10 protein-coding genes are annotated in these 13,385 nt (G+C 49.7%); 4 read left to right on the top strand and 6 right to left on the bottom strand.

The features are described from left to right. Positions 1 to 62: 62 nt before the first annotated feature. Positions 63 to 284 carry a DUF2795 domain-containing protein gene (locus tag Q1B04_RS17140; protein WP_025608825.1) on the top strand — a complete coding sequence of 74 codons (222 nt, stop codon included), beginning with the start codon at positions 63 to 65 and terminating at the stop codon, positions 282 to 284. Between the two features lie 95 nt (positions 285 to 379). Then, entirely contained in the window at positions 380 to 1,105 is a 726-nt protein-coding gene (locus Q1B04_RS17135; protein WP_299761055.1) for an ABC transporter ATP-binding protein, read from the top strand. Positions 1,106 to 1,678: 573 nt separating this feature from the next. Here the strand turns inward: Q1B04_RS17135 and Q1B04_RS17130 are convergent. Together Q1B04_RS17130 and queA are read right to left on the bottom strand one after the other, a co-directional pair. Beyond that, positions 1,679 to 2,359: a 2-C-methyl-D-erythritol 4-phosphate cytidylyltransferase gene (locus tag Q1B04_RS17130; RefSeq protein ID WP_299761053.1), complete on the bottom strand. Its 681-nt coding sequence runs from the start codon at positions 2,357 to 2,359 to the stop codon at positions 1,679 to 1,681. A 129-nt stretch (positions 2,360 to 2,488) separates the two neighbouring features. Further along, positions 2,489 to 3,535, bottom strand: coding sequence for a tRNA preQ1(34) S-adenosylmethionine ribosyltransferase-isomerase QueA (gene queA / locus Q1B04_RS17125; protein ID WP_299761051.1), 1,047 nt, complete (start codon positions 3,533 to 3,535; stop codon positions 2,489 to 2,491). A gap of 199 nt (positions 3,536 to 3,734) precedes the next feature. On the opposite strand from queA, the gene Q1B04_RS17120 reads away from it, so the two are divergent. Beyond that, on the top strand, positions 3,735 to 4,982 hold the full coding sequence (locus tag Q1B04_RS17120) for an ABC transporter permease (protein ID WP_299761049.1): 1,248 nt from the start codon (positions 3,735 to 3,737) through the stop codon (positions 4,980 to 4,982). Positions 4,983 to 5,131: 149 nt separating this feature from the next. Continuing rightward, positions 5,132 to 5,995 (top strand): TIGR00730 family Rossman fold protein, encoded by an 864-nt coding sequence (locus tag Q1B04_RS17115; RefSeq protein WP_299761047.1) that lies wholly within the window; start codon positions 5,132 to 5,134, stop codon positions 5,993 to 5,995. Between the two features lie 103 nt (positions 5,996 to 6,098). Here Q1B04_RS17115 and Q1B04_RS17110 read toward each other — a convergent pair whose 3' ends face one another. From Q1B04_RS17110 to Q1B04_RS17095, 4 genes are all read right to left on the bottom strand, one after another. After that, positions 6,099 to 8,195, bottom strand: coding sequence for a hypothetical protein (locus Q1B04_RS17110; RefSeq protein ID WP_299761045.1), 2,097 nt, complete (start codon positions 8,193 to 8,195; stop codon positions 6,099 to 6,101). 44 nt (positions 8,196 to 8,239) lie between these two features. Further along, positions 8,240 to 9,316 carry a DUF4249 domain-containing protein gene (locus tag Q1B04_RS17105; protein ID WP_299761043.1) on the bottom strand — a complete coding sequence of 359 codons (1,077 nt, stop codon included), beginning with the start codon at positions 9,314 to 9,316 and terminating at the stop codon, positions 8,240 to 8,242. Beyond that, complete coding sequence (locus tag Q1B04_RS17100) at positions 9,316 to 12,009, bottom strand: TonB-dependent receptor (RefSeq protein ID WP_299761041.1); 2,694 nt, start codon at positions 12,007 to 12,009, stop codon at positions 9,316 to 9,318. The genes Q1B04_RS17105 and Q1B04_RS17100 overlap by 1 nt, the downstream gene beginning before the upstream one ends. Positions 12,010 to 12,172: 163 nt before the next feature. Then, on the bottom strand, positions 12,173 to 13,339 hold the full coding sequence (locus Q1B04_RS17095; RefSeq protein ID WP_299761039.1) for a hypothetical protein: 1,167 nt from the start codon (positions 13,337 to 13,339) through the stop codon (positions 12,173 to 12,175). Between the last annotated feature and the right edge of the window lie 46 nt (positions 13,340 to 13,385).

Genomic DNA, 13,385 nt, shown 5'->3' with positions numbered 1-13,385 from the left:
TGTTTTTATTTATACTTTTGCGAACAATTTACACAAGCCAATAAGTTAAAGGAGGAAATACTATGTACTGGACACTTGAATTAGCATCATACCTGGAGGACGCACCCTGGCCAGCCACTAAAGATGAGCTGATTGACTTTTCTATCCGCTCTGGTGCCCCAATGGAGGTTGTAGAAAACCTGCAAGCCCTGGAGGACGACGGACAGCCTTACGAGAACATCGAAGAAATCTGGCCTGATTACCCGACCAAAGAAGATTTCATGTTTAACGAAGACGAGTACTAAGGCCAATTAGAGATTCCGAATTAAAAGTTAGAAATTGCCTTCTAAGGACAAGCATGTTCTAACTTTTAGATTTCTGATTTTTAATTGACATCGTCTTGATTGTTGAAGTAAAAAATCTGGTTGCGGGTTATGGCCAACGTGTGCTTATCCGCAACCTTTCTTTTTCTATACCCTCCCCTGCCTTTATTGCCATTATTGGGCACAACGGCGCTGGTAAAACTACGCTCTTCCGTGCTTTTCAGGGCAAGATAGACTACCAGGGGCAGCTGCTGGTGCAAAACCACGACCTGCGCCACCTCTCCAACCCGTCGGGCAAGGGCCTGCTGGCTTACCTCCCTCAAAAAAACGTCATCAGCTTCCCTATAAAGGTGCACGATCTGGTGGTAATGGGCTTGTTCCGGAAAAAGCGCTTCTTCGAGAACTATACTTCCGAGGATTATACTTTGGCAGCTCAGACACTAGAGCAGCTGCAACTCTCTCACCTCATCAACCATGATTTTACCACACTCTCCGGCGGAGAGCAGCAACTGGTGTGGCTGGCTCAGCTCATGCTGCAGGATGCAAGTATAAACCTCCTGGACGAGCCTACGCAACAGTTGGACGTGTATTATAAGAACCAGGTATTCGGGCTGCTGCAGAACTGGGTGAAGGAAAGCGGTAAAACCATACTTTGTATAACGCACGATCTGCAAAACCTCGCCCACATGCAAGGCTACCTGCTCAACCTATCCAAATCTTACCCTATACTTGAGCCCATCTCTCCAGATACGGTGCAGGAAAACCAGGTTTTTCTGGAGGCGGGGCGGCAGCCGGTGGTGTAGAAAGCTCAATGGTTCTAGTGAGTTTTTCTATTCTAGCACAAGGATCTGCTTGTATCATTAATTAGCTGCTGCTTGTTTAGTTTAAATTGAGCTTTTCTTACTAGCTACCGTTCATCCTCAGTATTACAGTCCTATTGTTTCATTTCTGACTTTAGCTCCCTCAAGGCGGGGGTAGGGGCCCTCTTTAAGGGAGGCCTCGTCTTCCCGCATCGCGCTGGGACCTTTTCCTGCCGGGGGTAGGGGCCCTCTTTTCGTGCCTCGGGCTGCCTCACTGCGTTAGTCACCGGAAAAACTCCATAGGCGCTCTTTGTCGAGGGCCCCTACCCCCACGGAAAGAATAGGAATTATTTCGATAGCCGCTGCTAATGAAACTTGATCCGAACTCCCTCCCCTGTTTTGGGTGTAGGGGCCCTCGAGAAAGGGGGAGGGCTGGGGCGGGGTAGAAATTCCCCGCCTTAGACAAGGAGGGGTTAGGGGTGGTTGGGTGATACAGTTAACGGAACTTGAACTTAGTCCCCTTTTGAAGGAGGCAGGGGGATGACAACCGTTACTAAGTAACCCCATTCAGAAAGGCTAAGGCTGGGCTCCAGCAAACGCCTCGGCAAGTATCAGGTCTTCGGGTGTGGTGATTTTGATATTGCGGTAGCTGCCTTCTACCAGTGTTATTCTCTCGCCTATACTTTCCACTACGGAGGCATCATCGGTGAATTGCTCCTGCTCCGGCTGCTCATAGGCTTTGCGAAGTATACTTGCTTGGAAAACCTGTGGCGTCTGCACCAGTTTATACTTTGTACGTGGCACGGCACAGCTTCCCTCCTCTGTCAGCTCACGGATGGAATCTTTAAGCGACACGGCCACCACGGCACAGCCATACTTTGCTGCAGCCTCAAATGAAGCCTTTATTGTTTCTACTTCTACAAAGGGGCGCACGCCGTCATGCACCGCCACCAAAGCCTCGCCATGTATGGCACCTAACCCGTTCTTTACAGAACCGAAACGTGTAGCACCGCCCGGTACTGTCATGTGGAAGGTTTTGAAATCATACTTTTTGCAGAGGCCGCGCCAGGTATTTAACTGCTCCTGGGGCAGCACCACAACCAGCCTAATTTGTGGATTATACATGTAGAACCGCTCTATGGTATGCATCAGGATCGGCTTGCCGGCCACTTCTATAAACTGCTTTGGCAGGTCGTGCTGCATACGGCTGCCGCTGCCGCCAGCCACTATAATTGCATATTCAGGAGTTTGTGCCATGGGGCAAAGTTAGAAAGTTTAGGAGTTGTGGCAATACAGCGTAGAGACGCAATATTTTGAAATGTATCAAGAAGCAAAAGCCCCGGCTTGTTGGGCCAGGGCTTTTATACTTCTAATTATACTTTATACTTACAGGATCAGCATTACGTCGCCGTAGCTGAAGAAGCGGTAATTTTCTTTAACGGCCTCTTCGTAAGCTTTCATCACTAAATCATACCCACCAAAAGCGGCAGCCATCATCAGCAGTGTGCTTTCCGGCATGTGGAAGTTGGTAAGCAGGCTATTTGCGATTTTAAAATCGTACGGAGGGAAGATGAAACGGTCTGTCCAGCCTTCATTAGCTTTCAAGCGGCTATTGGCCGATACCGATGACTCCAGGGCACGCATGGTGGTAGTACCAATGGCACACACGCGCTTCTTGCTGTCCAGTGCCTTGTTTACGCGCTCAGCGGTTTCGGCTGGCACCTTAAAGTTCTCAGAGTCCATTTTGTGCTTGGTCAGATCTTCCACATCCACCGGACGGAAAGTGCCTAAGCCTACGTGCAGCGTAACCGGCTCTACGTCCACGCCTTTAATCTCCAGGCGCTTCATCACCTCTTTTGTAAAGTGCAAGCCTGCCGTTGGGGCAGCCACAGCACCTACGTTTTTGGCGTACACTGTCTGGTAACGCTCACGGTCCTCTGGCTCAGCCTCACGCTTGATGTACTTCGGAAGCGGCGTTTCGCCCAGGTCGTTAATGGTTTTGTAGAACTCCTCGTCCGGGCCATCAAACAAAAACTTGATCGTACGGCCACGGGATGTGGTGTTATCGATTACCTCGGCTACCAGGTCGCTGTCTCCGAAGTATAGCTTGTTACCCACACGGATTTTACGGGCAGGGTCTACCAGCACATCCCACAGGTGAATTTCTTTGTTCAGCTCGCGCAGAAGGAAAACTTCAATCTTAGCCCCTGTCTTCTCCTTGTTGCCATACAGGCGTGCCGGGAACACTTTGGTATCGTTCACTACCATCACATCGCCTTCGTCAAAATACTCCAGGATGTCTTTAAAAACGCGGTGTTCGATTTTACCGGAATCGCGGTGCAGCACCATCATACGGGATTCATCGCGGTTTTCGGTTGGGTGAGTGGCAAGGTAGCTTTCAGGAAGCTCGAATTTAAATTCAGATAATTTCATATATCAAATATTACGGTATTTGGTTCTTATACGTGTAAGGCATTTCTGGTTAAACAACAGCAGAAACTCCCGCTGGGGTTCATAATAACCGCCTACTAAAAAACAAAAAATCAAGCCGCAAATTTACTCAGTTTGCCCGAATTATTCTTACTTTTAAGAAAATTACTTGCTACTGTTTCACCTACACAAGAAGAAAATTATGATCTACCTCCGCCTGATAGCAGAAAGTTTTCGCTTTGCGTGGCAGGCGTTGCGTGCCAACCTTCTGCGCACCATCCTGTCGTTGCTGGGTGTAACCATCGGTATCTTCGCCATTATCTCGGTGTTTACGCTGGTAGACTCCCTGGAGCGGAACGTGCGCGACAGCATGAGCTTTATCGGTGATAAGGTAATCTATGTACAAAAGTGGCCCTGGTCCACGGGCGGCAGCTATCCGTGGTGGAAGTACTTTCAGCGACCGGAGCCCACAGAGCGTGAGTTCAGGCACCTGGAACGCTACATTACCAACAGCAACGGTGTGGCGATATTCGCTAGCAAGGGCGGCAACACATTTAAGCAAAGCAATAACAGCTACTCTAACGGCGACCTGATGGGCGTTTCTTACGACTATCCTAAAGTGAGCGAGGTGCCGATTATAGATGGCCGCTACTTTACGCCGCAGGAGGCCGATGCAGCCAGAAACGTAATTGTACTAGGCGACGAGGTAGCCACCACTCTCTTTCCTTACGGCAGCTCTATCGGGCAAACACTAAAGGTAGCCGGACATAAGTTTACAGTGGTAGGCGTAATCGAGAAGCAGGGCGAAAACATGTTCGGGATGCCAAATATGGATCAGATGGGCATGATCCCCTACACTACCTTTTCTAAAATGTATGATGTTGGCCCGAACGGCATGGGCTCTACCATCGCGCTAAAAGGCCGCGACGATGACCCGGGGCTGCTGGAGCTGGAGTACGAAACACGCGGCCTGATGCGAAACATACGCGGCCTGCGCCCACGAGACGAAGACAGCTTTGCCATGAACCGACCTGAAATGATTCAGGAAGCTATAGGAGGCTTTTTTCAGGTGATAGGTTTGGCCGGATGGGTTATCGGCGGCTTTGCCATACTTGTAGGCGGTTTCGGAATTGCCAATATCATGTTTGTTTCGGTTAAGGAGCGCACCAACATCATCGGTATACAAAAATCGCTGGGTGCTAAAAACTATTTTATACTTTTCCAGTTCCTGTTCGAGTCTGTGTTTCTGAGCCTGCTGGGCGGCGGAATCGGTATTCTGCTGGTGTTCCTGCTCACGCTTATTCCGCAAGACATGATGGAGGTAACGCTGTCGGTGAGCAACATTATACTTGGGCTTGGCGTATCGGCCGTTATCGGCATGCTGTCGGGTATAATTCCTGCTGTGCTGGCCTCTAACTTAGATCCTGTTATTGCAATCCGATCAAAATAAAGATACATTTATACGTTTGGCCCGCTGGTTTCTGCCCCCTCACAAGAACCGCATGGCAAAACCTGATTTTTAAATATGTGATGACGCGTGCCGGTGATTTACCAGGCACAGGAGGCAATAGCCTCCGCTGAAGATGACGAGAAAGAATTATGACAAAGCTTAGAAAGACGAGCAAAACAAAGCTGAACGATGAGTCGCTGCACTCAGGTAGCGGCCAGACCATTCTTAAACCGGATGTAAACGAGAACAAAGCCAGGTCGGTAACAGACCTGCGCGAGAGCGGCCAATCTACTGCCGCCCCAGCCTCTGAAGAGGATAAAAAAATACGCCAAGCCTTTGTAGACAAAGACTGGAATGAAATTAAGATAGCAGACTCCTGGCAGATATTTAAAGTAATGGCTGAGTTTGTGGATGGCTTTGAGAAGCTGGGTAAAATAGGCCCTTGCGTATCTGTTTTCGGCTCGGCCCGCACAAAGTCTGACAACAAATACTACATTATGGCCGAGGAGATTGCCGCCAAGTTGGTGCGCCACGGCTACGGTGTAATTACGGGCGGTGGCCCAGGCATTATGGAGGCCGGCAACAAAGGCGCTCACTCTGAGGGCGGTAAATCTGTTGGCCTAAACATTCAGCTGCCGTTCGAGCAGTTCAACAACATCTACATCGACTCTGACAAGCTTATCAACTTCGACTACTTCTTTGTGCGCAAAGTGATGTTTGTGAAGTATGCGCAGGGTTTTGTGGTAATGCCAGGAGGCTTCGGCACGCTGGATGAGTTGTTTGAGGCGATTACGCTGATTCAGACGAAGAAAATCGGTGCATTCCCGATTGTGCTGGTAGGACGCTCTTACTGGGAAGGCCTGTTTAGGTGGATTGAGGACGTGATGCTGAACATGGAAACCAACATCAGCGCAGAAGACCTTGACCTGGTGCACATCGTAGACGACCCTACGGAGGCCGTTAAAATCATCGACGATTTCTATAGCAAATACCTGCTGTCTCCAAACTTTTAACTGGAGCTGCTTTATACTAACAAAGATGCCCGCTGCATACGCAGCGGGCATCTTTGTTTTAGATTCGGTAACGTTTTTTCCTGCTGATGAGGCAGCATACGGTTTACTTTAGCAGCCTTACCTCGTACTGTGCTTCACCACTGATAGGTATTCCTTCAGCTGTCTGCCCTTCCACCCTGATTGTGAAAACACCTGTCTCATCAGAAGTAAAAAATGAAAAAGAGGCGCTCCCATCTTTTGCAAGCTCAAGTTGTGGCTCCCAAAATACAAGTTGCTTGAAATCAGGAGTAGCGCCAGTGGCGGTATTAGCAGAGGCCATGAATATACCAGGACGGTTATACTGCTCATACATTGTGCGATAACCCTTGCTTTTAAGTTTCTCTCTTACTTCTCCGCTTTTGGTGTATACAGCAAACAAGCCCCCGTTTTCTGCCATATGCCCTAAGTTGGCGGCATACAGCTTTTCCTCCATCCATGTTAACTCAAAAGTGGCAATATCATCCAGGTTTAAATTTAGAATTTCTTCCATTCCGTTTACCACTACTCCATCTATCAGGTAAACAGGTTCATTCTTCAGCATTCTTTTAACTCCAGGCCTCACGTATAACAGGCGCATAACGTAACGCCCTTTCTTTCTGCTCAGCCTCAGATTGGTGGTTGCCTCTCTGATAGCCTCATCCATACTTTTGAACGCCACGTACTCATCTAGTTTAAACACCTTATCGGCTGGCAGCTTGGCAATAGGGGCAATCGCGTGTGCTTCTGTAAGGTTGTACGCATCATTTATCCTTGTTCTGTGGTAATGCTGCAGCGCATAGTTCACTGCGTTTTCAGGCAGGGCCTGCACAAAACCAGTATCGGTACGAGTGCTGTAGCTGCTGCTGATAAACGGTTCGGCTACACCTGCACGCGAAAAAACATCTACGAGCGGCTCCAACTCATACTTAGCTTCTGCTTTGCCCTGGATAAGGCTATTCCATAGTTCTTTGTCGGCACCATGTACCGGTGCCGCTTGCTCTTTAACGTTGCTTGATTTACTTTTTGCCAGAGGCAGCTGAAAATGCTTTTGCATGCCTGTTACAGCGACAGCTATGTTAGCGGCCGTTGGGCGCCCCTCTGCGTTTGCACTCTGCAGCGTAACCGATACCTTTTGCCGGGGGCTGTACTGTGGCTTGTCTGTGCTTACCTTAACGCTTGCCTCTCTCTGCTGCCGCACCACCATTAGCTCTGCCTCTGCCATGCCTCCTGGGTTAAGCAACAGCAGCCTAACGGCATTCTTGCTGCTATCCTGCCACGGAATAGTCACCGTACCGCCAGCAGTTGCCCGATGAGAGAAGTATACATTGCCTCCCGATTCTGCCAGCAAAGTATAAACCCATGCAGCCGTGCCATGCACTTTCACTTTCAGCCCATCTTCGGTTTGCTCCTCTACCGCCAGCGCCAGCCCTTGCTGCTTTGCCTCTGGCAGAGGTATACTTTGCGTCTGATAGCCTTTGGCCTCCACCATTGCCTCATACTTTAGGAGCGGGGCTGCCACAATCTGAAACACTCCCACTCCCGAGTCATCTGTCTGAAAAGAAGCGACTGTTTCTCCGCCAGAATCTTTTACCTCTCCTTTCGCTACTACACCCACACCGGCAGCATTAGTCACCACTGCCGCTACTATAGTTTTTACGACCTCCAACATGCTATTCGACTCCGGGAAGAAGCGCACCGTTAGTTGCTGACTAGCCTCTACAGGCGACTTGCCGCGCAATGCCACCACTTCTTCTGCGTTCAGGATCAACAGATTTTCGCGGTGTTGCTGCTTGCTGCTGAAGTTCCTCATCCAGTTGGTTGTTGCCAGCAAAGTATATTGGCCAGTAGGCAAACCGTAGGGGAGTTGTATATCGCCGTATGCCATACCTTCTTCCAGGATCAGGCGCTGCCGCACAATTAGCTCGCCTTTTATATCTAGCAACTCTACATACAGCGTCTTACTGGGAGGCACTGTGGAACTTTTACTCAGGAAAGCTTTATACCAAAGCCGCTCGCCTGCCGCATAGTATGGCTGGCTGTGCACCAGCCGCACCTGCTCATCGGATAGCAGCATTTGCACCTGCTCCGCACTTGGTGCGGGGGTAGTAGTTTGCTGCCCCAGCGCATGAAGGCTTAGCAGCGGTGCAAGTAAAAGTATAAGCAGTAGTTTTGTTGTTGGCATGAGGTATAGCTAAAATCAGAATTAGCGATTAGCAGCAAACAGGCTTAGAAACCTTCAGGTCTAACATCGGTAACATTAGGGTATAAGCCTATATAGCGGCAATCTCCCTGAGGCACCTCATAGGGTATGCCCGGGAAAGGAGCATGGAGGTAGCGCGGTATAACAATGTAGCTTTCTGTCAGGGAGGAGGCTCCGAAATAACCGATCACCTGTTCTTCCGGGTTTGTTTTGCTGTACAGGTTGCCCTTTATCTGGGCCGGCGGCGGATCGAAGATACTGCCTACGCTGGACTGCTGCTCGTTAAAGAGGCGCCAGAATTCAAATGCATCAGGGCTGATAGAATATTGACGGATTTTTATGCGATACTTGGTTGGTATATCGGCCGGCACCACCACAACTGCATGTTCGAAGAGCCTGCCGCTTACCAGGCGGTCATCGCTTGTTGCAGCTTTTGTGTTGATGCTACCCATATTAGACCAGCATAAGGATGGGAGCGGTTTTTTCGTTGAATCAGTCTCCTCGATGGCTGAAAAGTACTCAAACACGCCCTCTGTATCCCAGCGGTAGTAATTGTCCTGCTCCTCCGGGTCCTGTACCTGCACTTTTACCTCAAAACCCACCGTTCTTTTTTCCACCAGAGCTTCGTCGGCGTTCTTCACTACATTAATAAACTCTTTAAACTCGTAGTTTATACTTTGGATAGCAGGCACCGGCATCAGCAGTTCTGGCCTTGACTCATACTCCCGCCCATCAGGCAACCGGATGTACAAAGTATAGCTTTTCCCGGCTTCCGCTTTAAACTCACGCTCACTTAAAACATAAACGCCATACTCTGATTCGGTCAGCTGCATAGTGTTGTTCTGGGCATCCCGCACCATCACTACGGCTCCATAAACTGGCTGCGTCAGCACCGTGCGGTCTTCCCCGTTAAATGGGGCGGTCCACGACAGTGTTACTTTGTTCTGGTCAGGCCTGTTCTGGTCCGTAATTATGCCATCCACCACCAGCAACTTGTTTTCAGTGCCGGTTTCCAGCTCAAAGGGTTCTACGCATGCCTGCATCGTCAGCAAAATCAGCAGCAGGCTCCAAAACCAGTTTGTGTACCCTGTTCTCTCCCGCATTATTTTGTTAATTTAAAATTATAAGTGATGGCTGGCACTGCAGAGCCAATAACTGAGAGCTTGTAGGCTTGTGGTATGGTGCCTCCGTAGATTGGTTTAAAAAACACCGAGTATGGATTTTTGCGACCGTACAGGTTGTACACGGAGAAAGTCCAGCTGCTGATTTTGTTTGCATTGCGTTTGTTGGTGCCGTCGATTGTAAGGGCTACATCCAGGCGGTGGAAGTCTGGTATGCGGTGCTGGTTTCGGCCGCTGTAGTTCACCATCAGTAGGCCTCCTATATTAGCAACTGACTCCGGGTAGGTGATAGGCCTGCCTGTGCTGTAGGTAAAATTGGCAGAGAGGCTGACCAGGCGGCTCAGCTGCTGGTTCAGCACCATGGTAAAATCGTGCGGCTTATCGTAGTTAGATGGGAAGAATTTCCCGTTGTTGATCTTTTCCTCCGGCGAAGGACCGTTTACCTGGCGCAGCGATCGTGAGAAAGTATAGCTGGCCCAGCCGGTAAGTTTTTTCCCTTTACGACGCACCATCAGTTCCAGCCCGTAAGCCTTGCCATCGCCCGGCAGCAGGTCTGCTTCCAGCGTTTTGTTTAGCAGCAGCCGTGCCCCATCTTTATACTCTACCAGGTTGTGCAGCTGTTTGTAATATCCTTCTGCCGACAGCTCTATACTATTATCCTGCAGGTTTTTGAAGAACCCGAGCGCTAGTTGGTCGCCGACTTGCGGCTTCAGGTAAGGGTTGCTGGTCTTCCAGATATCTACCGGTGAGGCCGCCGTGGTGTTGGAGATGAGGTGGATATACTGCACCATGCGGTTATACCCGATTTTAACCGAGCTGCTCTCCCCCAGCGCCACACGCAGAGACGCCCGCGGCTCCAGATAGTTGTATTGCTTTATAGGTTTACCACTGCCAAAATGCAGTGTATCTATTATGCTTGTCTCCCGCTTTGGCACCTCATCGCTGTAAACATACACACTGCCCGGCCCCAAGTTAAAGTATGATGAATAGCGCAACCCATAGCTAACCGACACTCTAGGGCTAAAGGCATACTCATGATCGAGGTAAACGGCGGCTTCTACAGAGCGCTCCTGCGGCATGCTAATTTGCAGCAGGCTTGACTGCTCCGAGGCAGGCTTCAGTTGGCCGGAGTTAAAGTCGTACAAGGTGGAAGAGGCTCCTACAGTAAACTTATGCTGCGCAGAGGGTTCGTAATTGAAATCTGCTTTCACGAGTTTATACTTGATGTCAGAATCAAGTGTAAAGTTATTGGGCAGCGTTTCAGCACTTACGCCATAGGCATAGTCTCCGAAAACTCCGGTAATCGTGGAGTATAGTTTATTACTGAAAGTATGGCTCCATTTTAAAGTGCCTGTGGCAGTACCCCAGGTATAAGTGGTATCGGCACCAAACCGGAAACTATCGCGGCTCACATAGCCAGAAAGCATCACTTGATCCTTTTCGCTGAGCACATAGCTTACCTTCGCGTTGAAATCGTAAAAGTAGCCATCGCTGTCGCGCACCTCTTTATCGGGCACGTACCGCAGCAGCAAACCTGGGTACGCGCCCCTGCCGCCAAGTATAAAAGACGCTTTATCTTTTACAATAGGGCCTTCCACCATCAGCCTGCTGGACAGCAAACCAATACCGCCGCTCACGATAGGTGTTTTTTTATTGCCGTCTTTCATCTTAACATCCAGCACAGACGATACGCGCCCGCCGTACCGCGATGGAATGCCGCCACGGTAGAGCGTTACATCCTCCACCATGTCAGGGTTGAAGACAGAGAAGAAGCCGAATAAATGGGATGAGTTAAACAAAGGCGCCTCGTCCAGCAGCACCAGGTTCTGATCTATACTGCCGCCACGTACGTTAAAGCCAGTTGCACCCTCTCCTACTGTTGTCACGCCTGGCATAGCCAGCACGCTGCGCACTACATCCACCTCACCCAAGAAAGCAGGTATCGATTTTACTTCTTTTATAGTTAGCCGGGCAACGCCCATCTCCAGGCTAGATACGTTCTGATCAGGGGCCACAGCCGATATCTCCACCTCCCGCAGCTCGTTAGATACCTCAAACAGCTCCACATCCACAATTCTGCTCTGCACAAGGGTTAGCTTCCGCTTATCTGTTACCATGCCCACAGACCGTACTTCTAAAGTATAAGTGCCTGCCGGAACGGTAATAGTATAATAGCCTTTCTCGTCTGACACGGCGCCTTTCTTCAGCTCCTCGACCAGCACCGTGGCACCTATGCCCGGCTCTTGGGTTTTGGCTTCGCGGATGTGGCCACTTAGCGTCACCATGCGATTTGCACCGGTTTTTGGCTTAAGGTTTTCAGCTAATGCTATGCCTTCTGGCGCAGCTGTATCCGAATTGAGCCGAGGCACCAGCACCACGGTGGCAGGGTCGTATAGTATAGCGGTTAGCTGTGTGCTGCTAAGCAGCGTGTGCAGCACAAGAGGCAGAGGTTCTTGCCGAAAAGTTTGCGTTACCTGCACACTATCCAGCCACTCATCCTGGTAAAATATCCTAAGCCCGTGGTTCTCCTGCAGGTCGAGCAAAACTGACTTCAGCGGCTCGCTCTTATAGGTGGCTGTTATAAGCTTGGCATCAGTCTTTTGCTGGGCATAGGCAGTAACTGCAGCTATAAACAAGCAACAGCAAAGCATGGCAAAGAAGAAAGTTTTGTTCATAAAGAGTTTGCAGTAGCAGCCATACTTCTACTTACATCGAGGCAATGCTAGCCCCCTGATTTATAGAAGCTTTACTAGGATAGCAATATATGGCAATTATCTAATATCGCAAACAAATCATACTTTCTTATAATTTTTACAAGCTGCCACAAAGCACATCAACCTACTTCTGGCTGTTAAGTTCCCAGGCATCATCATGCCACACCCCAAAGGTTTTTAGACCCGCCGCCGCACTTAGGTACAAGTATGGCAGCAGCGGCATCATAAAGCGGTTGTCCCAATCTACTCCACTTACCACAACCATGGCTGTAAACAGGCCACTTAAAACCGCTATCGCAAGTATGAAAGGCTTCGGGAGCTGCTGCTTCCAAAGCCCGATCGCCGCTAAGACGTAAAGCGGATAGAGAAATACCACAATAGCCACTTTATACCTGAAGGAAATGTACGGCCTCATTTGAGACCAATAATAAAAGATGCGGCCCAGCGATTTTTTCATGAAGAAGGCTGGCTCCTGCCACACAAGCTGCCCAACCTGCGCCAGCGGCGAGCCGGAAAGCACCAGCTCCTGCTGCGGCACAAAACTGATCTTGTTATAGCCCTGAATGATGTTTCCGGATACTAGATGGCCGGTAAAAGAGTGTATTCCAGCCATATCACCTAAGAAAAAATGCGCCAAAGCAACTGTAAAACCAAGTCCGCCAATAGCAACCATCAAAAGCAGCAGCCTCAGAGAGTGACCTTGCCTGAGCCAGTATGCGGTGGCTGCGTAAGCCAGCACCGCCAAGGGCACCATAAAACCGTTAGCACGTAAAAAAGTGAGTATTATCAGCAGGAGCAGCAGCTGTATATAATGCCAAAGCTTGTTTGCCGAAACTACCCTGTAAAAGGCAACAATAGACAAGCTGGCAAAAAGGGACTCTGTGTGAATGTAAAAGTGCCAGTGCTGGTAGAGCGGCCACAGCAGCAGCAGCCCTGTTGCAAAGTAAGCCAGCAGCCTGCCCTGCAACAGAACGAGGGCAAGCCTGTAAAAAGCTACCGTAGACAAACCTCCCACAATAATCTGCACCAGCACCACAGCCTTGGCATTGCCAAACACTGCTATACACAGGGCAAGTATGGCTGAGTAACTCAGGTAGCTTATCCTGAGCTGTGCCAAATCGCCAGTGCTTAGTAGCTTGTCTGCCTCGTCCAGGTAGCGGTGGCTGTCAAAAACGATTCTGACTCCGTGGGCATAGTAAACCCCGGCCTGCATCAGCAGCCACAGCAGGAACAACAAAACAGGAAGGTATGCAGTGTAGTTGCCGAGGGTTATACTTTTGGTTCTTAGCATGTGGCAAATGTAGCGCTTCCGGACACACGGAGAAGCAATTTCTGCC

Source organism: uncultured Pontibacter sp., from assembly GCF_947495565.1.
Lineage (GTDB): Bacteria > Bacteroidota > Bacteroidia > Cytophagales > Hymenobacteraceae > Pontibacter.
This window is presented reverse-complemented; position numbering and strand designations above follow the sequence as displayed.

Coding starts and splice junctions, on each gene's coding strand:
- queA (WP_299761051.1), bottom strand. CDS start 3,535: ATGAAATTATCTGAATTTAAATTCGAGCTTCCTGAAAGCTACCTTGCC.
- Q1B04_RS17140 (WP_025608825.1), top strand. CDS start 63: ATGTACTGGACACTTGAATTAGCATCATACCTGGAGGACGCACCCTGG.
- Q1B04_RS17120 (WP_299761049.1), top strand. CDS start 3,735: ATGATCTACCTCCGCCTGATAGCAGAAAGTTTTCGCTTTGCGTGGCAG.
- Q1B04_RS17110 (WP_299761045.1), bottom strand. CDS start 8,195: ATGCCAACAACAAAACTACTGCTTATACTTTTACTTGCACCGCTGCTA.
- Q1B04_RS17115 (WP_299761047.1), top strand. CDS start 5,132: ATGACAAAGCTTAGAAAGACGAGCAAAACAAAGCTGAACGATGAGTCG.
- Q1B04_RS17105 (WP_299761043.1), bottom strand. CDS start 9,316: ATGCGGGAGAGAACAGGGTACACAAACTGGTTTTGGAGCCTGCTGCTG.
- Q1B04_RS17095 (WP_299761039.1), bottom strand. CDS start 13,339: ATGCTAAGAACCAAAAGTATAACCCTCGGCAACTACACTGCATACCTT.
- Q1B04_RS17100 (WP_299761041.1), bottom strand. CDS start 12,009: ATGAACAAAACTTTCTTCTTTGCCATGCTTTGCTGTTGCTTGTTTATA.
- Q1B04_RS17130 (WP_299761053.1), bottom strand. CDS start 2,359: ATGGCACAAACTCCTGAATATGCAATTATAGTGGCTGGCGGCAGCGGC.